The 21,394-nt window shown below is 69.4% G+C and carries 19 protein-coding genes; 16 read left to right on the top strand and 3 right to left on the bottom strand.

Annotated features, from left to right (window positions below):
• Window positions 1-17 precede the first annotated feature (17 nt).
• Both VLJ82_RS04775 and typA read left to right on the top strand, forming a co-directional pair.
• Window positions 18-524, top strand: coding sequence for a hypothetical protein (locus VLJ82_RS04775; protein WP_408662178.1), 507 nt, complete (start codon window positions 18-20; stop codon window positions 522-524).
• 269 nt (window positions 525-793) lie between these two features.
• Window positions 794-2,665, top strand: a complete 1,872-nt coding sequence (gene typA, locus VLJ82_RS04770; protein WP_408662177.1) for a translational GTPase TypA — start codon at window positions 794-796, stop codon at window positions 2,663-2,665.
• Between the two features lie 85 nt (window positions 2,666-2,750).
• Here typA and VLJ82_RS04765 read toward each other — a convergent pair whose 3' ends face one another.
• On the bottom strand, window positions 2,751-3,431 hold the full coding sequence (locus VLJ82_RS04765; RefSeq protein ID WP_408662176.1) for a hypothetical protein: 681 nt from the start codon (window positions 3,429-3,431) through the stop codon (window positions 2,751-2,753).
• 173 nt (window positions 3,432-3,604) lie between these two features.
• Here VLJ82_RS04765 and VLJ82_RS04760 point away from each other — a divergent pair, with 173 nt between their 5' ends.
• From VLJ82_RS04760 to VLJ82_RS04700, 13 genes are all read left to right on the top strand, one after another.
• Complete coding sequence (locus tag VLJ82_RS04760; RefSeq protein ID WP_408662175.1) at window positions 3,605-4,369, top strand: carbon-nitrogen family hydrolase; 765 nt, start codon at window positions 3,605-3,607, stop codon at window positions 4,367-4,369.
• 16 nt (window positions 4,370-4,385) lie between these two features.
• Window positions 4,386-5,018, top strand: a complete 633-nt coding sequence (locus VLJ82_RS04755; RefSeq protein ID WP_408662174.1) for a (deoxy)nucleoside triphosphate pyrophosphohydrolase — start codon at window positions 4,386-4,388, stop codon at window positions 5,016-5,018.
• An 88-nt stretch (window positions 5,019-5,106) separates the two neighbouring features.
• The gene (locus VLJ82_RS04750; protein WP_408662173.1) at window positions 5,107-6,090 is read left to right on the top strand and encodes an ABC transporter permease; all 984 of its coding nucleotides are present in this window, start codon (window positions 5,107-5,109) and stop codon (window positions 6,088-6,090) included.
• 2 nt (window positions 6,091-6,092) lie between these two features.
• Window positions 6,093-7,037: an ABC transporter permease gene (locus VLJ82_RS04745; RefSeq protein ID WP_408662172.1), complete on the top strand. Its 945-nt coding sequence runs from the start codon at window positions 6,093-6,095 to the stop codon at window positions 7,035-7,037.
• Window positions 7,034-9,151 carry a dipeptide ABC transporter ATP-binding protein gene (locus VLJ82_RS04740; RefSeq protein ID WP_408662171.1) on the top strand — a complete coding sequence of 706 codons (2,118 nt, stop codon included), beginning with the start codon at window positions 7,034-7,036 and terminating at the stop codon, window positions 9,149-9,151. The genes VLJ82_RS04745 and VLJ82_RS04740 overlap by 4 nt, the downstream gene beginning before the upstream one ends.
• Before the next feature lie 181 nt (window positions 9,152-9,332).
• A complete protein-coding gene (locus VLJ82_RS04735; RefSeq protein ID WP_408662170.1) occupies window positions 9,333-11,021 on the top strand; it encodes an ABC transporter family substrate-binding protein in 1,689 nt (562 codons plus the stop codon).
• Between the two features lie 343 nt (window positions 11,022-11,364).
• Entirely contained in the window at window positions 11,365-12,363 is a 999-nt protein-coding gene (locus VLJ82_RS04730; RefSeq protein WP_408662169.1) for an ABC transporter permease, read from the top strand.
• A gap of 144 nt (window positions 12,364-12,507) precedes the next feature.
• Window positions 12,508-14,298 (top strand): ABC transporter substrate-binding protein, encoded by a 1,791-nt coding sequence (locus VLJ82_RS04725; protein ID WP_408662168.1) that lies wholly within the window; start codon window positions 12,508-12,510, stop codon window positions 14,296-14,298.
• A gap of 97 nt (window positions 14,299-14,395) precedes the next feature.
• Entirely contained in the window at window positions 14,396-15,403 is a 1,008-nt protein-coding gene (locus tag VLJ82_RS04720) for an ABC transporter permease (RefSeq protein WP_408662167.1), read from the top strand.
• 13 nt (window positions 15,404-15,416) lie between these two features.
• Window positions 15,417-16,496 (top strand): ABC transporter ATP-binding protein, encoded by a 1,080-nt coding sequence (locus VLJ82_RS04715; protein WP_408662166.1) that lies wholly within the window; start codon window positions 15,417-15,419, stop codon window positions 16,494-16,496.
• Between the two features lie 21 nt (window positions 16,497-16,517).
• Entirely contained in the window at window positions 16,518-17,666 is a 1,149-nt protein-coding gene (locus VLJ82_RS04710) for an ABC transporter ATP-binding protein (protein ID WP_408662165.1), read from the top strand.
• A 43-nt stretch (window positions 17,667-17,709) separates the two neighbouring features.
• Complete coding sequence (gene mshB / locus VLJ82_RS04705; protein WP_408662164.1) at window positions 17,710-18,639, top strand: N-acetyl-1-D-myo-inositol-2-amino-2-deoxy-alpha-D-glucopyranoside deacetylase; 930 nt, start codon at window positions 17,710-17,712, stop codon at window positions 18,637-18,639.
• Window positions 18,636-19,139, top strand: a complete 504-nt coding sequence (locus VLJ82_RS04700) for a DUF6113 family protein (RefSeq protein WP_408662163.1) — start codon at window positions 18,636-18,638, stop codon at window positions 19,137-19,139. Before mshB ends, VLJ82_RS04700 begins: the two co-directional genes overlap by 4 nt.
• On the opposite strand, the gene VLJ82_RS04695 is transcribed toward VLJ82_RS04700, so the two are convergent.
• The gene (locus tag VLJ82_RS04695) at window positions 19,090-20,025 is read right to left on the bottom strand and encodes a GNAT family N-acetyltransferase (protein ID WP_408662162.1); all 936 of its coding nucleotides are present in this window, start codon (window positions 20,023-20,025) and stop codon (window positions 19,090-19,092) included. The two genes, VLJ82_RS04700 and VLJ82_RS04695, sit on opposite strands and share 50 nt — an antisense overlap.
• An 88-nt stretch (window positions 20,026-20,113) precedes the next feature.
• On the opposite strand from VLJ82_RS04695, the gene fdxA reads away from it, so the two are divergent.
• Complete coding sequence (fdxA, locus tag VLJ82_RS04690) at window positions 20,114-20,440, top strand: ferredoxin (protein ID WP_408662161.1); 327 nt, start codon at window positions 20,114-20,116, stop codon at window positions 20,438-20,440.
• 111 nt (window positions 20,441-20,551) lie between these two features.
• Here the strand turns inward: fdxA and VLJ82_RS04685 are convergent, their stop codons facing one another.
• Entirely contained in the window at window positions 20,552-21,370 is an 819-nt protein-coding gene (locus VLJ82_RS04685) for a hypothetical protein (RefSeq protein ID WP_408662160.1), read from the bottom strand.
• Window positions 21,371-21,394 lie beyond the last annotated feature (24 nt).

Raw genomic sequence — 21,394 nt, 5'->3', positions numbered from 1 at the left:
TGTGATGATGTCCGGTGATGACCGCCGAGAACTCCACCGGGCCGGGCCACCCGCCCGGGACCGCCAGCCAGCTCGCCGAAGCCTCCGGCGAGCTGGTGCCGATGTCGTTCCCGGGCGCCCGCCGGGTCGCCGGGTTGCTGTTCTGGGTGGTGTTCCCGGTGCTGTGCCTGGGGGCGCTCGCCCTGTCGGCGCACAACATCGCCGACCACATCGGCGACCGGCCCACCGGGATCCGGGGAACCTTCGTGGTCAGCCCGCGCACCTGCGTGCAGGGCATCTGCTCCTTCGGCGGCCTGTTCACCAGCGACGACGGCAGCATCAAGAACCTGCCGCTGCTCGGCGATCCGCGCTGGCATTCCCGCGACGTGCACCACGTGGTCTATGACCCCAGCAGCGTCGAGGTGACCGCGCTGCCCGGCCACTGGGACGCGACGCCGTCGGTGCTCGCCGCGCTCGGCGCCGTGGCCTACCTGGGCCTGGTCGGCTCGCTGGCGCGTGGCGCCCGGCGCGAGCGGCCGCAGTAGCCGGCGCGCGGCCGCAGTAGCCGGCGCGCGGCCGCAGCAGCCGGCGCGAGCGAGAGGCAGTCCGGCAGGAACGGGGAGCAGCCCGGCGGGAGCGGGGGAGTAGCCGGGCCGATCAGCCGCAGTAGCGGGCTGGCCTCCGGTCGAGCCCGGCCCGCCCAGCCGCCCGCTGGCCAGGGCGAGCCCGTCGCGCCGGTAAACTGGCAGGAGGATTGCTCATCTGAAGCGATCGCCTCCGCCGTTGATCGCACCAGACAGGACGCACCCCACCGATGGCACTCAGTACCCGCAACGACATTCGCAACGTCGCGATCGTCGCCCACGTCGACCACGGCAAGACCACCCTGGTCGATGCCATGCTGTGGCAGACCGGGGCCTTCGGAGCGCACCAGCACGTCGACGAGCGGGCGATGGACTCCAACGACCTGGAGCGTGAGAAGGGCATCACGATCCTGGCCAAGAACACCGCAGTGAACTACGCCTCGCCCGACGGCGACAAGGTCGTCATCAACATCATCGACACCCCCGGCCACGCCGACTTCGGCGGCGAGGTGGAGCGCGGCCTGTCGATGGTCGACGGAATCGTGCTGCTGGTGGACGCCTCCGAGGGCCCGCTGCCGCAGACCCGGTTCGTGCTGCGCAAGGCGCTGGCCGCCAAGCTCCCGGTGATCCTGGTGATCAACAAGGTGGACCGGCCGGACGCCCGGATCGCCGAGGTGGTCGACGAGACCTACGAGCTGTTCCTGGACCTGGACGCGAGCGAGTCCCAGATCGAGTTCCCGATCGTCTACGCCTGCGCCCGGGACGGCAAGGCCTCGCTGGAGCGGCCCGAGGACGGCACCATGCCCAAGTCCGACGACCTGCAGCCGCTGTTCGCCACCATCCTGGACACCATCCCGGCCCCGTCCTACCGGGCCGGCGCACCGCTGCAGGCGCACGTCACCAACCTCGACGCCTCGCCGTTCCTGGGCCGGATCGCGCTGTGCCGGGTGTACCAGGGCACCATCAGCAAGGGCCAGCAGGTGGCATGGTGCCGGCACGACGGCACCATCAGCGGAGTCCGGATCACCGAACTGCTGATGACCGAGGCGCTGGAGCGCAAGCCCGCCGAGTCGGCGGGCCCCGGCGACATCATCGCGATCGCCGGCATCCCCGAGATCATGATCGGCGAGACGCTGGCCGACCCGGACGACCCGGTGCCGCTGCCGCTGATCACCGTCGACGAGCCGGCCATCTCGATGACCATCGGCACCAACACCTCGCCGCTGGCCGGCCGGGTGAAGGGCTCGAAGGTCACCGCGCGGCTGGTCAAGGACCGGTTGGACCGGGAGCTGGTCGGCAACGTCTCGTTGCGGGTGCTGCCCACCGAACGTCCCGACACCTGGGAGGTGCAGGGCCGCGGTGAGCTGGCACTGGCGATCCTGGTCGAGCAGATGCGCCGGGAGGGCTTTGAGCTGACCGTCGGCAAGCCGCAGGTGGTCACCAGGACCATCGACGGCAAGGTGCACGAGCCGATGGAACGGCTGACCGTGGACGCCCCGGAGGAGTACCTGGGCACCATCACCCAGCTGCTCGCGGTGCGCAAGGGCCGGATGGAGACCATGACCAACCACGGCACCGGCTGGGTGCGGATGGAGTTCCTGGTGCCGTCCCGCGGCCTGATCGGCTTCCGCACCGAGTTCCTCACCGACACCCGGGGAACCGGCATCGTGCACCACGTCTTCGACTCCTACGAGCCGTGGGTCGGCGAGTTGCGCACCCGCAGCTCCGGCTCCCTGGTGGCCGACCGGGCCGGGGTGGCCACCCCGTTCGCGATGATCAACCTGCAGGAGCGCGGCACCCTGTTCGTCGAGCCCGCCACCGAGGTGTACGAGGGAATGGTGGTGGGGGAGAACTCCCGCTCCGACGACATGGACGTCAACATCACCAAGGAGAAGAAGCTCACCAACATGCGGTCCTCGACCTCGGACGAGTTCGAGAAACTGGTGCCGCCCCGCCGGCTGTCGCTGGAGCAGTCGCTGGAGTTCTGCCGGGAGGACGAGTGCGTCGAGGTCACCCCGGAGACGGTGCGCATCCGCAAGGTGATGCTGGCCGCGCACGACCGGCAACGCCAGCGCGGCGCCCGGTTCAAGGCCAGCCAGTAAGGCTGGACCTCCCCGGGCGCCGCGCCGGCAGCCGCGTGCTGGCGGGCCGCCGCGTCGGTGCCGGCCGCCCGCCGGTGGATCCGGCCTAGAGGTCGGGTCCCTGGGCGCGCAGCTTGTCGACCTCGGACATCGCCTCGCGCAGGCTGGCCAGCCACTCCTCGGTGTGCTGGCCGACCAGGTTCACCGCCCAGGCGAGTGCCTCCGAGCGGGACCGGGCCACCCCGGCGTCGACCAGGGTGTCTAGCACCTGGCGTTCCGGCTGGCGCAACCGCGTCATCACCGGCACCGACAGGTGGGTGAACAGCACCCGGGTGCTGCCCAGCTGGGCCCCCCAGGCGACCTTGCGCCCGTAGCGGGCCTCGGCCTCGGCCGCGATCTTCATCCGCTCGGCCCGGGTGTCCTCCCGGAACCGGCTGATCCGGCCGGCTGCCGCCGCCTCGCTCTGCGCGCCGGCCGGCTCCTCACCGGCAGCCGGGCTGCCGACCGGCGGCAGCTCTCCGACCACGATGATCTCCTCGCGGTCCACGCTGACCGACGCCGGTCCGGTGAACCAGTCCGACGGCAGCCGGCCGGTGAACCAGTCCGCGGCGTCGTCCGCCGGCGGGAGTTCGGCCTGCTGCCAGCCACCCGGCCGGCCGAAGCCGCCGCCCCGGGGACCGCCACGGCGCGGGCCACCGGGCCCGCGGTGGCCCCGACCCGGGCCGAAGCCAGGTCCTCCTTCGTGTTCCGGGCCGCCTCGGGGCGGCCCCTCCTCTGCGTTACGCATCTGCGTACCTCCTACTTACTTAACTACAACAATTACATGATTACATCGTAACAATGAAAGCACAACCGCTGCTCGCCCACGGCCTGAAACGGCTGGTGGCGTCCGGCTGCCGGACAGGCAGACATCGGCACTCCGAAGCTCGCGTCCGGCCCGGGATCAGGGATGATGGGCCGATGAAGGTTGCCGCGATCCAGCACGACATCGTCTGGGAAGACGGCCCGGCCACCCGCGCCCGGCTCGAACCCCTGATCGCCCAGGCCGCCGCCGGCGGCGCGAAGCTGATCGTGCTGTCGGAGATGTATGCCACCGGCTTCTCCATGCAGCCCGAGAGCGTCGCCGAGCAGCCGGGCGGTCCCAACGAACGCTTCCTCGTCGAGCAGGCCGAGCGGCACGGTGCCTGGCTGATCGGTTCGATCGCCCAGTGGAGCGGGCCGGCCGGGGACCCGCTGGCGGCCAACGTCGCGGTGCTGGCGGGCCCGTCCGGCGAGGTGTTCCGCTACGACAAGATCCATCCGTTCAGCTATGCCGGCGAGCACGAGCACTACCGGGCCGGCAAGGACTTCCTGACCGTCGACGTCGGCGGGCTGCGGGTCAGCGTGTTCATCTGCTACGACCTGCGCTTCGCCGACGAGTTCTGGGCGCTGGCTGCCGACACCGACCTCTACGTGGTGCCGGCCAACTGGCCGCAACCGCGCTACCAGCACTGGCGCACCCTGCTGCGGGCCCGGGCGATCGAGAACCAGGCCTATGTGCTGGGCTGCAACCGGGTCGGCGAGGCCGACCGGCTCAGCTACCGGGGCGATTCGGCGATCATCGACCCGATGGGCCAGACCCTGGCCGAGGCCAGCCACACCGAGGCGGTGCTGAGCGTGGAGGTGGACCCGGCCGAGGTGCGCCGGGTGCGGGAGCGCTTCCCGTTCCTCGCCGACCGCCGGTGAGCGCGGCGGTCTGCGCTTGCTGAGCCGGCGCCGGCCGCCGGCCGCCGGCCGGGTGCTGCGGGTGGCCGAGCTGATCGACGCCGATCCCGCCGCGGTACGCCGGCTGGCCGCCGGGCTGCCGGACCCGGTCACCGCCTCGGTCGTCGAGCTGCCGGCCGGCACCCTGCTCACCCTGGAGCAGCGGTTGCCGTGGTGGGACCGCCGGCCCCGCACCACGGTGCTCGCCGGGCTGGACCGGACGCTGCGCGACATCGAGCGGCAGGTGCACCGGCGGACCGTGGTGGCCGCGGCGCTGATCCGCGATGCCACCCTGCTGATCGCCCAGCGGGCCCGTCCGGCGGCGCTTGCCGGGCAGTGGGAGTTCCCCGGTGGCAAGGTGGAACGGGGTGAGAGCGCCCGGGCGGCGCTGGTCCGGGAATGCCGCGAAGAACTAGGTTGCCAGGTGGTGGTCGGAGATGAGATCGGCCGGCAGGTGCTGCCCGACGGCGCCCTGTTCATCCTGTTCCAGGCCACCCTGGCAGCCGGCTCGCCGGACCCCGCGGCCCTGGAGCACCGCCAGCTGCGCTGGGCCCGGGCCGCCGAGCTGGCAGATCTGGACTGGGTAGCCACCAACCGTATATATGTGACCGACGTGACTACACGGTTATAGAACTCGACTACAGTCGGCGCGCTGGGAAGATCGGCGGCGCCGGAAGGTGCCCCGGAGAACCACCTACCCGCGGTCAGGAAACGGATACATGTTCAAATTCATCGCTCGGCGATTCGTGAACTACCTGGTGCTGGTGTTCATCGCGACCAGCCTGGCCTACATCCTGGGTTCGCTGACCCTGGACCCGCGCGCCCGCTACGAGGGCCGCAACCCGCCGATCTCGGAGGCCTCCCTGCATGCCAGCCTGCAGGAGCGTAACGCCGACCCGAGCACTCCGGTGCTCACCCGGTACGGCCACTGGATCAACGGCGTGGTGCACGGCGACTTCGGCATGCAGATCGTCGGCGACACCCAGGTCTCGACCGAGATCAAGCGCCGGGCGGGGGTGAGCCTGCGGCTGCTGCTGCTCGGAACCGTCTTCGGCGCGGTGGGCGGGGTGCTGGTCGGCGTGCTGGGAGCCGTCCGACAACGAAAACCCGTCGACGTCGGCTCGACGGTGGCCTCCTACGTCCTGCTGGCCTCGCCCACGGTCGTGGTGATCGTGGTGGTCCAGACCATCTTCGTCTGGATCTACCACAAGGGCGGCCCGCTGATCCCGGCGACCGGTGAGTACAACTCCAACCTGCACGGCCTGGAGTTCTGGACCGACCGGGCCAAACGGCTGATCATGCCCACCATGGTGCTGGCGCTGTTCGGCATCTCCTTCTTCAGCCGCTACCAGCGCAGCGCGATGCTGGACGTGCTGGGCAGCGACTTCCTGCGAACCGCCCGGGCCAAGGGCCTCACCCGGCAGCGGGCGCTGTTCAAGCACGGCGTGCGCACCGCTCTGATCCCGATCGTGACGTTCTTCGCCTACTCCTTCGGCCTGCTGCTGACCGGCGCCACCTTCACCGAGAAGCTGTTCGGCTGGCACGGCATGGGGGAGTACCTGATCAACTCGGTGCAGTCCCACGACGTCAACGCGGTAGCCGCGGTCGCCTGCTTCACGGCGGTGCTGGTGCTCTTCTCCGGCCTGCTGTCCGACATCCTGTACGCGGCGCTCGACCCCCGCGTCCGGTCCTCTAGGAGCTGACCATGTCGATGTCACCCCAGGAGATCTTCGAGGTCGCCTCGCCGGCGACGGCCGAGCCCGACGCCACCGAACAGCGGGTGGACCCGGGCCAGCCGATCACCCGCGGCCGGCTGATCCTGCGCCGGTTCCTGCGCCAGAAGTCCGGAGTGGCGGCGCTGGTGATACTGGTGCTGATCTTCCTGCTGGCCTACGTCGGGCCGCACCTGACCCAGTGGAAGTTCGACGACTTCGACCAGGGCAACATCCTCACCGGACCGGACAGCAACCACTACATGGGCGTCGACGAGGTCGGCCGGGACGTCTATGCCCGCACCCTCAAGGGCCTGCAGAAGTCCCTGGTGATCGGCCTGGTGGCAGCCCTGGTGACCACCAGCATCGCGGCCGTGGCGGGCTCGCTGGCCGGCTACTTCGGCAAGTACGTCGACATGACGGTGGTCTGGATCATCGACCTGCTGCTGGTGCTGCCCGGCTTCCTGATCCTGGCGATCCTCAGCCCGGCGCTGTCCGGCAAGACCTGGCTGTGGCTGGTGGTGCTGCTGGCGATGTTCGGCTGGATGGTCACCGGCCGGGTGGTCCGCGGCATGGCGATGAGCCTGCGAGAACGCGACTACGTGCACGCCGCCAAGTTCATGGGGGTGCCCTCGCTGACCATCATCCGCCGCCACCTGTTGCCCAACATGGCCTCGCTGCTGATCGTCGACGTCACCATCAACGTCGGCGGCACCATCCTGGCCGAGACCGGCCTGAGCTTCTTCGGCTTCGGGGTCCAGCCGCCGGACGTCTCGCTGGGCACGGTGCTGTCGGACGCCCAGCCGCTGGCCACCACCTACCCGCACGTGTTCATGTTCGGTGCCGGCCTGCTGGTGCTCACCGTGCTCTGCGTGAGCGTCATCGGTGACGCGCTGCGGGATGCCATCGACCCGTCGTCAGGATCGAGCAGGTTGTGACCGTCTCCACCACTTCTACCAGTCCCGAGCAGGCCGCCACCCGGCCCGGCGGCCCGCTCCTGGAGGTCTCCGACCTCACCGTCAGCTTCGGCAGCGAGGCGGGCGCGGTACGGGCCGTGCGGGGGGTGTCCTACACCGTCCGGCCGGGCGAGACGCTGGCCATCGTCGGCGAGTCCGGTTCCGGCAAGTCGGTCAGCTCGCTGGCCGTGATGGGGCTGCTGCCGTCCAACGCGGTGGTCACCGGCTCGATCCGGTTCAAGGGCACCGAGATGCTGGGCATGTCCGACCGGAAGCTGTCCAGGCTGCGCGGCTCGGGCATCTCGATGGTCTTCCAGGACCCGCTGTCGGCCCTGACCCCGGTGTACACCATCGGCGACCAGATCGCCGAGGCGGTCCGGATCCACCAGGACGTCTCCAAGAGCCAGGCCCACCAGCGCGCCGTCGAGCTGCTGGACCTGGTGGGAATCCCCAACCCGCGGCTGCGGTCCGGCTCGTTCCCGCACGAGTTCTCCGGCGGCATGCGCCAGCGCGCCATGATCGCCATGGCGATCGCCAACGACCCCGACCTGATCATCGCCGACGAGCCCACCACGGCCCTGGACGTCACCATCCAGGCCCAGGTGCTCGACGTGCTGGCCAAGGCCAAGGAGGCCACCAACGCCGCCACCGTGCTGATCACCCACGACCTCGGGGTGGTGGCCGGCTTCGCCGACCGGGTGATGGTCATGTACGCCGGCAAGGCGGTGGAACTGGCCACCGTGGACGACGTCTTCTACGCCCCGCGGATGCCGTACACGATGGGCCTGCTGGGCTCCATCCCGCGGATGGACGTGGAGGAGAAGGAGCCGCTGATCCCGATCGAGGGCACCCCGCCGTCGCTGGTCAACCTGCCCTCGGGCTGCCCGTTCCGGCCCCGCTGCCCGCTGGCGGTGGACGTCTGCCGGACCACCGAGCCGGAACTGGTCGACACCGACCGGCCGCAGCACCGGGCCGCCTGCCACCGCAGCCTGGAGATCGCCCAGCGCCAGTGGAGCGCCGGCGACGTGTTCTCCCGGCCGCAGCTGCCGGTGCTGAGCTCCACCCTGCCGCCGCGGCGGGAGGAGCGCGAGGTGGTGCTGGCCCTGGACGACGTGCACCGCACCTTCCCGATTCGCAAGGGCGCGGTGATCCGCCGGACCATCGGCCAGGTGCGCGCGGTCGACGGGGTGTCCCTCGACATCCGGCAGGGCGAGACGCTCGGCCTGGTCGGGGAGTCCGGGTGCGGCAAGACCACCACGATCATGGAGGTCATGAACCTGCTCAAGCCGCAGCAGGGCAACATCGTGGTGCTCGGCAGGGACACCAGCGACCTCAAGGCCGCCGAGCGGCGCCGGATGCGGGCGGAGCTGTCCATCGTCTTCCAGGACCCGATGGCCTCGCTGGACCCCCGGATGCCGATCGGCGACATCCTCGCCGAGCCGATGTGGGTGCAGAAGGTGCCCGAGGAGCGGATCAAGGCCCGGACGGCGGAGCTGCTGAAGATGGTGGGGCTGGCGCCGGAACACGCCAGCCGGTACCCGGCCGAGTTCTCCGGCGGCCAGCGGCAGCGGATCGGCATCGCCCGGGCGCTGGCGCTGGACCCCAAGGTGATCGTGCTGGACGAGCCGGTCTCGGCGCTGGACGTCTCGATCCAGGCCGGCGTGATCAACCTGCTGGACGAGCTGAAGGCCCGGATGGGGCTGAGCTACCTGTTCGTGGCCCACGATCTGTCGGTGGTGCGCCACATCGCCGACCGGGTGGCGGTGATGTACCTGGGCCGGATCGTCGAGATCGGCACCACCCGAGAGATCTTCACCGCGCCTTCACATCCCTACACCCAGGCGCTGCTGTCGGCGATCCCGCTGCCGGACCCGATCAAGGAGCGCAGCCGCAAGCGGATCCTGCTCTCCGGCGACCTGCCCAGCCCCGCCGACGTGCCGTCCGGGTGCCGGTTCTCCAGCCGGTGCTTCGTCTACGCCGAGCAGCTGAGCGCCGAGGAGCAGGCCACCTGCAAGGGCGTCGACCCGGGGCTCTACGAGCTCGGCGGCGACCACCGGGCAGCCTGCCATTTCGCGAAGGTACGCGAGGTGGTGTGACACCACTTCAAGGTGTCAGCAGCAAATTCCAGGGTTCGGTTTCCTATCCGAACGGTACCGATTCGGCAACGACCCTGGCACCCGGCGCTCGGAGTGCGTAGCAAGTAGCTGTCTGTGCGACATTTCTCGGGCTGCTCCAAGTCCCCCGTGCAGCATCGTGATACTCCCCGAAGGAGGAAGTGTGAAGGTTTTCGGCAAGGCAGGGCTCGCCGCGGTGATCGCCGCGTCGGTGGCCCTGACGGCCTGCAGCAGCTCGAAGGACTCGGGCGGCAGCAACAACAACGGCAACAACGGCAAGAAGGCCCAGGCGGCCTCCAACCTCAACGACACCAACCCGATGCCCTATGACCAGGTGCCCGCCGGCGGGACCCTGCGCTGGCCGATCGACAGCTACCCGGCCAACTTCAACACCAACGAGATCGACGGCAACGAGGCCAACACCAACAACCTCATGAACTCCACCCTGCCGATCGTGTGGCACTTCGACGCCGGCAGCAAGCCGACGCTGAACACCGACGTGGTGGACAAGGCCGACCAGACCTCGACCAGCCCGCAGACGCTGGAGTACCACATCAACCCCAAGGCCGTGTGGAGCGATGGCAGCCCCATCACCTACAAGGACTTCGTCGCCCAGTGGCAGGCCCTCAACGGCACCAACAAGGCGTACAAGATCGCCTCGAGCAACGGCTACGAGCAGATCCAGAGCGTCGAGAAGGGCGCCAGCGACCAGGACGTCAAGGTGGTCTTCAAGGACCCGTACCCGGACTGGAAGGCCCTGTTCACCCCGATCATGCCGGCCAGCCTGAACGCCAGCCCGGCCGCGTTCAACACCTCGTGGGTCAACGGCCCGACGCTCGCCGGCGGCCCGTTCAAGATCAGCTCGCTGGACAAGACCGCCAAGACCATCACCGTGGTGCACAACGACAAGTGGTGGGGCAAGACGCCCAAGCTGGACAAGATCCAGTTCATCGTGCTGGACCAGGAGGCCCAGGCCAAGGCGCTGCAGTCCGACCAGATCGACCTGGTCGACATCGCCTCCAGCGTGGCGACCTACGCCACCGTCAAGGCGACCCCGGGCGTGACCATCCACAAGGCCGGCGGCCCGAACTGGCGCCACATCGACATCGGCAGCAGCGGTCCGCTGGCCGACGTCAAGGTGCGCCAGGCCATCGAGCTGGCGATCGACCGGACCGGCGATGCCAAGACCATGCTGAGCCCGCTGGACTGGCCGGCCACCGTGCTGGACAGCCACATCTGGATGAACAACCAGAGCCAGTACAAGCAGACCTGCGGTGACTTCTGCAAGCGGGACATCGCCAAGGCGGGCAGCCTGCTCGAGTCGGCCGGCTTCGCCAAGGGCTCCGACGGCATCTACGCCAAGAACGGCAAGCCGCTCAGCCTGAACTTCGTCATCCCGGCCGGTGTCAAGACCTCCGCCGACGAGTCCGCCCTGCAGCAGAAGGCGCTGCAGGAGGCCGGCATCAAGGTCGTCATCAAGACGGTGCCCTCGGACCCGTTCTTCTCCGACTACGTGCTGGTCGGCAAGTTCGACCTGACCATCTTCAGCTGGATCGGCACGCCGTTCCCGGTCTCGTCGGCCCAGTCGATCTACACCACCACCGGTGGCCAGAACTACGCCAAGATCGGCACCCCGGAGATCGACACGCTCTACAAGCAGGCGGTCTCCGAGCTCGACCCGCAGAAGGCCACCGACCTGACCTACCAGATCGACCAGAAGATCTGGGAGGCCGGCCACTCGGTGCCGCTCTACCAGCGTCCGGACCTGGTGGGCACCAAGTCCAACCTGGTCAACTTCGGTTCGATGGGCTTCGCCGACTACGTCTACGAAGACATCGGTTTCAAGAAGTAAGTCCGGTTTCGAGCACCACGCACGGAAGTACCGCAGTCTCGAGCAGCACCTGAGACAGCACCAGCACTAGGCAGGACGCACGAGGCCCCGGCATCTCGGGGCCTCGTGCGCAAGCTGCTCCGGCCGGCGGGGATCTGCGCAATAACGATTGAGGCAGATCCCCGCCACCGGGCCCGCTGCTGTCCGGCGGTGGGCTAAGGTCCCACACCGCTGGTCACCCTTCGGTCACGATCTGATCGAGGGTTCGCACTTGTAGCCCCGGCGTTACCAGGAACGCCTAACGTTCCCCGCTGGCGAGATCTGCAGACCGCAGGTCCCGTGACCCGAAGGAGGCCTGTCGCCGATGTCGATGCCCCAGCAGGGCGATATCGAGGTTGCCGCCGTCGATCTCGCGGTTCCGCACGAAGAGCAAGCGATCCAGGGCCGGTCGCTGCGCCAGATCGCCTGGCGGCGGCTCAAGCACGACAAGATCGCGATGGCCGGCGCGTTCGGCATCGTGTTCGTGACGCTGGTGGCCATCTTCGCCTCGTTGATCAACAAGCTGATCGGCAACGAGCCCGGTGACTACCACTCCTCGCTGACCAGCATCGACACCACCATGCCGCTGGGCCGGTTGAGCGGTGCGTCCGCCCAGCACTGGCTGGGCATCGAGCCGGTCAACGGCCGCGACATCCTGGCCCGGTTGATCGCAGGCTCGCGCACCTCGCTGATGATCTCGGTCTCGGCGATGGTGCTGTCGCTGGTGCTGGGCCTGACCGTCGGCATCATCTCCGGCTACTACCGGGGCGCGGTGGACGCCGTGGTGGCCCGGGTGCTCGACGTGCTGCTGGCCTTCCCGACGCTGCTGTTCGCGCTGGCCCTGCTGGCCATCTTCAACCAGTCGCCGTCCTTCCTCGGGATGTCGGGCCAGACCCTGAACTTCGCGGTGCTGATCTTCGTCCTGGGCTTCTTCGGCTTCGCCTACCTGGCCCGTATCGTCCGCGGCCAGGTGCTCTCGCTGCGCGAGAAGGAGTTCGTCGACGCCGCCCGCAGCCTCGGCGCCAGCGACTGGCGGATCATCAGCCGCGAGATCCTGCCCAACCTGATGGGCCCGGTGCTGGTGTGGGCGACCCTGATCATCCCGACCTACATCCTCGGTGAGGCGGGCCTGTCCTTCCTGGGTGTCGGCGTGCAGCCGCCGACCGCGTCCTGGGGGCAGATGCTGTCGGTCGCCGGGCAGTTCTTCCAGAACGACCCGATGTTCCTGGTGTGGCCCGGCATGGCCCTGTTCCTGACCGTGCTGTCGTTCAACCTCTTCGGAGACGGCCTGCGCGACGCGCTGGATCCGAAGTCCACTCGTTGACGCCTCGCGTCGACTCTCGAGTTGCCCTCGCCTGCGGGGGGTTTCAAACCCGGCATCAGCCGGATCGGCCGATCCTGGCCGGCAGATAGTTCCGATCGCCTAGGAGGGTGAAGAACCGAAATGCTACGACACAGAAAGCTCGCGATGGCGGTCGGATTGACCGCTGCCGCGAGCATGGTGATCACTGCCTGTGGCAGTGGCGGCGACAGCGGTAACGACAACAAGCCGCAAGCCAGCTCGAGCAACCAGAACGGCAGCGACCAGTCGCTGTCGGCGGCGTTCAACGCGGCCACCATCGGCTTCGTCAACAAGTCCGACAAGACCGGCGGCAGCCTGAACCTGCTCGCCACCGGTGACTGCGACGCGTGGGACCCGGCCAACACCTACTACGGCTGGTGCTGGAACATGCAGCGGCTGTTCACCCGCACCCTGGTGGGCTACTCCTCGGTGCCGGGCGCCAACAACGTCAAGATCGAGCCTGACCTGGCGACCGCCCTCGGTGAGCACAACGGCGACTTCACCGAGTGGACCTACCACCTGAAGCCCAACATCAAGTGGGAGGACGGCACCACCGTCACCAGCAAGGAGATCAAGTACGGCATCGAGCGGGTCTTCGCGACCGACCTGTTCACCAACGGCCCGTCGTCGTACTACCTGTGCCTGCTGGCCAAGTGCGACGCCACCGGCAACCCGCCGTACACCGGCCCGTACAAGCAGCCGGACAAGCACCTCGACAGCATCACCACCCCGGACGACACCACCATCAGCTTCAAGCTGCAGACGTCGACCCCGGACTTCGACTACCTGATGTCGCTGCCGGCCTCGGCCCCCGTGCCGCTGGCCGAGAACGGTGCCAACAAGGGCTCGAAGTACACCCTGCACCCGCTGTCCAACGGCCCCTTCAAGTTCCAGAGCTACACCCCGGAGCAGAAGGTGGTCTGGGTCCGCAACGACAAGTACGACCAGTCCACGGACAAGATCCGTCACCCGTTGGTTGACAAGATCACGCTGAGCATCAGCACCAACGCCGACGACAACGACAAGCAGCTGCAGGCCGGCACCGCCGACTTCCAGGCTGACGGTGGCGTGCAGGCCGCGTTCCAGACCAACATCATCAACAACCCGGACCTGAAGAAGAACGCCGATGACCCGGTGTCCTCCTACACCCGGTACTTCTCGGTGTTCCCGTCGGTCAAGCCGCTGGACAACGTCCACTGCCGTCGCGCGATCTTCTACGCGATGAACAAGGTCGACCTGCAGCGCGCCCGCGGTGGCACCTACGGTGGCGACATCGCCCACACCATGGCTCAGCCGACCGTGCCCGGTCACGACCCGAAGGCCGACCCGTACCCCAGCGGTCCGGACAACACCGGTGACCTGGCCAAGGCCAAGGACGAGCTGCAGCAGTGTGGCCAGCCCAACGGCTTCGCCACCAAGATGGCCTACGTGAACGCGGGCAAGGGCCCGGCCGTCTTCACCGCGGCCCAGTCGGCGCTGAACCGGGTCGGCATCAAGCTGTCGGCCGCCGTGCACGCCCAGTCCGGTTACTACGGTGGCTACATCGGCAAGCCCGAGACGGTCAAGAGCGTGGGCATCGGTATGGCCCAGGCCGGCTGGGGTGCCGACTACCCGACCGGTGGCGGTTTCTGGACCTCCATCGTGGCCAGCTACGCGCCTCCGGGTGGCGGTAACTACACCCAGATCAAGGACTCCAAGATCGACGGCCTGCTGGCTGAGGCCGCCAAGTCGACGGGTCGGCACGACGATCTGTTCAAGGAACTTGACGCCCGCGTGATGGAGCTTGCGGTTGACTTGCCGTTCGTCTACGACAAGACGCTGTACTACCGCAACCCGCGTCTGACCAACGTGCGGAACAACTTCGCACTCGGTTCGTACTACGACGCCGTCAACATCGGTGTCAGCGACGGCAAGTAGCCGCTGACTCAGCGAGTTAGGTTCGACTGACTAGAGAGGTGGCAGTGTCGGTGGCCGGCCCGGGTAAGCCCGGGTCGGCCACCGACGCGCAAACGCGATGATCAGATATGTCATCCGCCGCTCGATCGGCGGCTTGCTGGTACTTCTGGTGACGAGCTTCGTCACGTTCTTCATCTTCCAGGTGGGACCCAAGATCGCGCATGTCTCACCGGCCCTCTTCTACGTCGGCAAGATCCCTCCCACGGAGGCCGGCCAGAAGCTGATCGAGCACCGCTTTGGCTTCGACCTGCCGCTGTGGAAGCAGTACTTCAACTGGGCGCACGGCATCATCTTCGGCCGTGACCTCGGAGACGACACCGGCGCGGTGGTGCACTGCGCCAAGCCGTGCCTGGGCTACTCCTTCCGCCAGCAACTGCCGGTGACCCACATGATCCGGGAGGCGCTGCCGGTCGAGCTGAGCATCGCCTTCGGCGCCTCGGTGCTCTGGCTGGTCGGCGGCCTGGTGATCGGCTCGATCTCCGCCCTCAAGCGCGGTTCGTTCTTCGACCGTGCCGCGATGACCATGGCGCTGGCCGCCGTGTCGCTGCCGATCTTCTTCACCGGCCCGATCCTGCTGCTGATCTTCAAGTACAAGCTGGAGTGGCTGCCCGACACCCACTACGAGTCGGTGTTCTCCCATCCGGTGCAGTGGTTCAAATCGATGATCCTGGCCTGGTTGGCCCTGGCGTTCATCTTCGCCGCGCTCTACGCCCGGCTCACCCGCGCCAACATGCTCGAGACGATGAGCGAGGACTACGTCCGCACCGCGCGTGCCAAGGGCCTGTCCCGGCGCACCGTGGTGATCAAGCACGGCCTGCGCGCCGCGCTCACCCCGATCGTGACCATCTTCGGCCTCGACCTCGGCCAGCTGATCGGCAACGCCGTCATCACCGAGTCGGTGTTCAACCTCCCCGGCCTCGGCCTGATCAGCATCCGCGCCATCAACAGCCAGGACCTGCCGGTCATCCTGGGTGTCACCCTGGTGGCGACATTCGCCGTCGTGGTGGCCAATATCCTGGTAGACATCGGCTACGCCTTCGTTGATCCGCGCGTGAGCTACAGCTAGAGACCGGGAGAACATGTCAGTGACTGCCCAGCCGCAGGTACGACTCGACAAGCCGAACGTCGGCGACGCATTCCTCTCGGTGCGGGACCTGCGGGTGCACTTCCCGACCGCGGACGGCCTGGTCAAGGGTGTGGACGGCCTGTCCTTCGACGTGCGACGCGGTGAGATCCTGGGCATCGTCGGCGAGTCCGGGTCCGGCAAGTCGGTCACCTCGCAGGCCATCCTCGGCCTGCACAAGGGCAGCCAGGCCCGGATCACCGGCGAGATCTGGCTCGACGGGCACGAGCTGGTGGGTGCCTCCGAGGACCAGATGCGCTCGCTGCGCGGCGATCAGATGGCGATGATCTTCCAGGACCCGCTGTCGGCGATGCACCCGTTCTACCGGGTCGGCGCCCAGATCTCCGAGGCCTACCTGGTGCACAACAAGGTGTCCAAGGCGGTCGCGAAGAAGCGTGCCATCGAGATGCTCGACCGGGTCGGCATCCCGAACCCGGACAAGCGCTACAGCGACTACCCGCACCAGTTCTCCGGCGGCATGCGCCAGCGGGCCATGATCGCGATGGCGCTGGTGTGCGACCCGAAGCTGCTGATCGCCGACGAGCCCACCACCGCCCTGGACGTCACGGTGCAGGCCCAGATCCTGGACCTGATGAAGAACCTGCAGAAGGAGTTCAACTCCGCCATCATCCTGATCACCCACGACCTCGGGGTGGTGGCCGAGACCTGTGACCACGTGGTGGTCATGTACGGCGGCCAGTGCGTGGAGACCGGGTCGGTGAACGACCTGTTCTACGAGCCGGAGATGCCCTACGCGTGGGGCCTGCTGACCTCGATGCCACGGATGGACCGGACACGGCAGGAGCGCCTGCAGCCGATCCCCGGCCAGCCGCCCTCGCTGATCCAGGTCCCCAAGGGATGCGTGTTCAACCCCCGCTGCAAGTTCACCGACCACGTGCCCGGCCGGCGCTGCTTCACCGAGCGCCCGGAGCTGCTGCCCACCTCGGGTGGCTCGGCGGGCCACGCGGTGCGCTGCCATATCGACCCGGACGAGCGGCGTCGGCTGTGGGCCGCCGACATCCAGCCCACGCTGTAGCCGACGAGGAGACCACCACCCATGAGCACCGCTGCTACTCGTTCGGATGCGCCTGAGAGCCCGAGCAGCCCCGCAGACGACACCGACGCCCTGCTTCGGGTCAGCAACATGAGCAAGTACTTTCCGATCAAACAGGGCATCTTCATCCAGCGCCAGATCGGTGCGGTCAAGGCCGTGGACGGCGTCTCCTTCGCCGTCCGGGCCGGTGAGACGCTCGGCCTGGTGGGGGAGTCCGGCTGCGGCAAGTCCACCACCGGCCGGGTCGTCGCCAAGCTGCTCGATCCGACCGCGGGCGAGATCTACTTCGACGGCAAGGACCTCGCCAAGTACAGCCGGCGCCAGATGCGCGAGATGCGCACCGACATCCAGATGATCTTCCAGGATCCGTATTCCTCGCTGAACCCCCGGCACACCATCGGCACCATCGTCGGGGCACCGTTCCGGATCCAGCGGACCAAGACCGAGAAGGGCGTCAAGGCCGAGGTCCAGGGCCTGATGGAGCGGGTCGGGCTGAATCCCGAGCACTACAACCGCTACCCGCACGAGTTCTCCGGCGGACAGCGCCAGCGCATCGGCATCGCCCGCGCCATCGCACTGCGGCCGAAGCTGATCGTCTGCGACGAGCCGGTGTCTGCCCTGGACGTCTCGATCCAGGCCCAGGTGGTCAACCTGCTGGAGGACCTGCAGAACGAGTACGGGCTGGCCTACATCTTCGTGGCCCACGACCTGTCGGTGGTGCGCCACATCGCCGACCGGGTCGCGGTGATGTACCTGGGCAAGGTCATGGAGCTGGCCCCGCGCGACACCCTGTACTCCACCCCGATGCACCCCTACACGCACTCGCTGATGTCGGCGGTGCCGGTGCCGGACCCGAAGAAGGAGGGCCGCCGCGAGCGGATCCTGCTGATCGGCGACCTGCCGAGCCCGATCAACCCGCCGTCCGGCTGCGTGTTCCACACCCGCTGCCCCAAGTACCGGGCGGTGCTGGGCGAGTCGGACCGGGAACGCTGCCGCACCGAGATCCCGCTGCTGACAGCCAAGGCGCCGCAGCAGTTCGTGGCCTGCCACTTCCCGGAGGTGCGGGCCGACATCGCCGCCGGCGAGGACGCCGGAATCACGGCCGGCACCGAGTCCGGCACCGGCACCGGCACCGGCACCACCGCGCCGTAGTCCTGCCGGCCGGCTGCCCGGCGGGTTTCGCTAGGTTGCTGGGGTGAGTTCTGACTCCGGCACCGGCCGGCGGCTGCTGCTGGTGCACGCCCACCCGGACGACGAGACGATCAACACCGGCGCCACCATGGCGCACTACGCCGCTGCCGGCGCGCAGGTCACCCTGGTCACCTGCACCCTCGGCGAGGAGGGCGAGATCCTGGTGCCGGAGCTGGCGCTGCTCGCCGCCGGGCACGCCGACCAGCTGGGCGGCTGGCGGATCGGCGAGCTGGCTGCCGCGATGGCCGAGCTCGGCGTTGTCGACCACCGGTTCCTGGGCGGCGCCGGCCGGTTCCGCGACAGCGGCATGATGGGCGATCCGGCCAACGCCAAGCCGCGGGCCTTCTGGCGGGCCGCCACCGAGCCCGCGGTGTTCACCGCCGCGGTCACCGCGCTGGTCGAGGTGATCCGCGAGGTCCGGCCGCAGGTCCTCGTCACCTACGACGACACCGGCGGCTACGGCCATCCGGACCACATCCTGGCGCACCGGGTGGCCACCGCGGCGGCCGACGCCGCCGCCGACCCGGCCTTCATCGCGGCCGGTCCCTGCTGGCAGATCTCCAAGCTGTACTGGACGGCGGTGCCCTCCTCGGTGCTTGCCGACGGCCTGCGGGCGGTGCGCGCCGCCGCCGGCGAGCACCCGTTCACCGTGGTGGACTCGGTCGCCGAGCTGGGCTTCGGCTGCGCCGACGAGCTGGTCAGCACCGCGATCGCCGCCGCCCCCGCGCAGGCCGGTGCCAAGCTGCGGGCACTGGCCGCCCACCGCACCCAGCTCAGCGTGCACCCCCCGTTCTTCGCGCTGTCGAACAACCTGGGCCAGCGGGTGGAGGCCACCGAGTACTTCCGGCTGGTGCGCGGCGTCCCGGCCGGCGAGCGCGACGCCGCCGGCCGCGAGACCGACCTGTTCGCCGGCATCGCCGGGGAGTCCGGATGAGCCGGCGCGACCGGGCCGCCGAACCGGTCGCGGCCCAGCGGGTCGAGGCCCGGCCCGCCCCGCGACCGGGCCCCGGCCTGCTGGCGCTGGGATACCTGCTGTTCGCGGTGGCAGGTGCCATGACCGCGGCGATCGAGGTGCTGCTGGTGCCCAGCCGGATCGGCCAGACCCTGGTACCGCTGGCCCCGGCGCTGGCGGTGCTGTCCAATGTGGCGCTGCCGATGCTGTCCCGCGGCCTGACCGACACCCGGGCCTCCGCGGTGCCGCCGTACGCCGGCTGGCTGGTGACCACCCTGGTGCTGGCCGGGGCCCGGCCCGAGGGCGACGTGCTGCTGCCGGCCGGCGATGCCGCCTACATCTCCTACTCGCTGCTGGGACTGGGCACGCTGGCCGGCGCGGTCACCGTCGCGCGGGCCAACCGTGCCGGCCGGCTCAGCCGTCCCGACCGGCTCAGCTTTCCCCGGGGGCGAGCCGGTAGTGGTAGCGATGGTGCTCGGTGAAGCCCAGCCGCTGGTAGAAGGCCAGCGCCGCCGGATTGTCGGCATCGACCTGCAGGTAGCATCGGTCGGCACCGCAGCGCCGGCCCCAGCCCAGCAGGGCGGCCATCAGGGCCCGGCCGACTCCCGAGCGGCGCTGCTCCGGGGCCACCTCTACCGCGGTGACGCCCAGCCAGCCCTCGTCCACCGCGCCCCGGGCGATGCCGGCCACCGAGCCTGCCGAGCGCACCGAGGCGAACCGCACCTGGTCGTGGCGGGTCAGCAGCCGTACCGCGTACTCGGGCAGCCGGCCGCCGCGGTAGTGGTAGCCGTCCAGCCAGGCCGCTGACGGCGCCTCCTCCAGTGTCACCGGCTCGCGGCCCGGCGGCGGGTCGGCCGGCTCGCCGATCGGCCGGGTGAGCATCACGGTGGGCCGCTGCAGCGTCCAGCACCGGCCGGCGAGGTCGGCGTCGAGCAGGCCGCGGGCCGGCAGCGGCAGCAGGACCTGCAGCGGCAGCCCGCGCTCGGCGTAGAACCGGCCGGCCTCGGCCAGCAGCACCGGCAGCGGCCGGTGCGGGGTGGCCAGCGGCAGCACCGAGTTGGCGCGGCCGGTCCAGCCCTGGTCGGCAGACAGCAGCCAGCCGTCCAGCTCGGCCACCTCGGCGGCGCGCCAGCCGCGCCGGGCGATGCGCTGCAGCTCCAGGATCTCGCGCCGGTGCGGGGCCACCGCCCGGGCGGCAACGATCGCGGCACGATCGACGGTGACCGGACCGTCCGGACCGGTCAGGATGGCGGTGGTCTCGGTCAGCGACGCCAGCTCGCCGACCACGTCCGACAACGGCGGAAGGACCCCGTCCGAACGCCGGTACCGCAGCACCACTCGCCGCCCCACAAGCCTTGCAGACAGCATGACCGGCATACTATGCACCGGTGTGCCGGTGCACCGCGACCAGCACCCACGACGACCAGCACCAACCCCGTACCGGGAGGACCCTCAAGTGACCTACGTGATCGCCGAACCCTGCGTCGATGTGCTGGACAAGGCATGCATCGAGGAGTGCCCGGTCGACTGCATCTACGAGGGCGCCCGGATGCTCTACATCCATCCGGACGAGTGCGTGGACTGCGGTGCGTGCGAGCCGGTGTGCCCGGTGGAGGCGATCTTCTACGAGGACGACGTGCCGGAGAAGTGGCGCGAGTACACCCAGGCCAACGTCGACTTCTTCGACGAGCTCGGCTCGCCGGGCGGTGCCTCCAAGGTCGGCAAGACCGAGGCGGACCCGGCCTTCGTGATGGGCCTGCCGCCGCAGGCCGGCGACCACTAGGGCCCGCTCCTCGCGGGGAGCAGCACGCCGCCCGCGGTCGCCGGGCAGGGCCCACCGGTCCAGTGGGCTCAGCGGCTCAGCGGGTCTAGTGGCCCAGTGGGCTCAGCGGGCCTAGTGGGCCAGGGTCGCCACCACGGCCGAGCTGGTCGCGCCCTGGTCGTCCTTCCAGCCGCCGGAGTAGCTCCAGCGCTTGCCGTCGTGGCGCACCGTGGCGATGCCCAGCCGGTCGGCGTTGCAGACGAACCAGGCGGCGGTCGCCCAGCCCGCGCCGGGAACGCTGACCGTCTTGGCCGAGGCCACCGGCTTGCCGACCGGCAGGTCCTTGGTCAGCGCGGCCGCCACCGAGGCCGGTGCCGCCGAACGATCCGGCTTGTCCAGCCGGCAGGACACCGCGGCGGGGGCGTCGCCGAACAGCGCGTCGGCGATCGCCTGCGCCTGCTCCTCGTGCCGGGCGTAGGCCGAGCCGTCCGCGGAGAACTGCACGGTCTGCACCACGGTGGCCAGCGAGTCGTCCTGCCAGTTGGGCACCCGCACCACCGCGTCCAGGAACTTGCCGGTGGCGTAGCGGACGTCGGAGATCTGCTCGGCGGTGCCCCAGCCTTGCGAGGGGCGCTGCTGCAGGATGCCCACCGAGTCCCGGTCACCCTGGCCGGCCGGGATGTTGCGCAGCTTGGACTCCTGCAGCGCGGCACCGATGGTCAGCACGGCAGCCCGCTCGGGCAGGTCGCGCCGGAGCACCACCCCGACGACGACCGAGGCGATCTGGGCCTGGCTGAGGTCGAGGGAGTAGCTGCCGAAGTCGCAACCGTTCGGGCGCACCACCGACTGGGCGGCGCGCCAGAGCGTCCGGGCGCCGAAGGCCAGCGCGCCCAGCACGACCACCACCACCAGCAGGGCAGCGCCACTGCGCCGCCCCCGACTCGCCCTCACCGCGCTCCGTCCGATCTCGATAGC

Origin of the sequence: Jatrophihabitans sp., from assembly GCF_035474675.1 — a bacterium.
GTDB lineage: Bacteria > Actinomycetota > Actinomycetes > Mycobacteriales > Jatrophihabitantaceae > Jatrophihabitans_A.
Note: the sequence above shows the minus strand (reverse complement) of the source record. Positions and strands in the feature narration are given on the sequence as shown.

Coding starts and splice junctions, on each gene's coding strand:
- VLJ82_RS04700 (WP_408662163.1), top strand. CDS start 18,636: ATGAGCCGGCGCGACCGGGCCGCCGAACCGGTCGCGGCCCAGCGGGTC.
- VLJ82_RS04775 (WP_408662178.1), top strand. CDS start 18: ATGACCGCCGAGAACTCCACCGGGCCGGGCCACCCGCCCGGGACCGCC.
- VLJ82_RS04750 (WP_408662173.1), top strand. CDS start 5,107: ATGTTCAAATTCATCGCTCGGCGATTCGTGAACTACCTGGTGCTGGTG.
- typA (WP_408662177.1), top strand. CDS start 794: ATGGCACTCAGTACCCGCAACGACATTCGCAACGTCGCGATCGTCGCC.
- VLJ82_RS04730 (WP_408662169.1), top strand. CDS start 11,365: ATGTCGATGCCCCAGCAGGGCGATATCGAGGTTGCCGCCGTCGATCTC.
- VLJ82_RS04695 (WP_408662162.1), bottom strand. CDS start 20,025: ATGCTGTCTGCAAGGCTTGTGGGGCGGCGAGTGGTGCTGCGGTACCGG.
- VLJ82_RS04745 (WP_408662172.1), top strand. CDS start 6,093: ATGTCGATGTCACCCCAGGAGATCTTCGAGGTCGCCTCGCCGGCGACG.
- VLJ82_RS04715 (WP_408662166.1), top strand. CDS start 15,417: ATGTCAGTGACTGCCCAGCCGCAGGTACGACTCGACAAGCCGAACGTC.
- VLJ82_RS04710 (WP_408662165.1), top strand. CDS start 16,518: ATGAGCACCGCTGCTACTCGTTCGGATGCGCCTGAGAGCCCGAGCAGC.
- VLJ82_RS04765 (WP_408662176.1), bottom strand. CDS start 3,431: ATGCGTAACGCAGAGGAGGGGCCGCCCCGAGGCGGCCCGGAACACGAA.
- VLJ82_RS04725 (WP_408662168.1), top strand. CDS start 12,508: ATGGCGGTCGGATTGACCGCTGCCGCGAGCATGGTGATCACTGCCTGT.
- VLJ82_RS04760 (WP_408662175.1), top strand. CDS start 3,605: ATGAAGGTTGCCGCGATCCAGCACGACATCGTCTGGGAAGACGGCCCG.
- VLJ82_RS04720 (WP_408662167.1), top strand. CDS start 14,396: ATGATCAGATATGTCATCCGCCGCTCGATCGGCGGCTTGCTGGTACTT.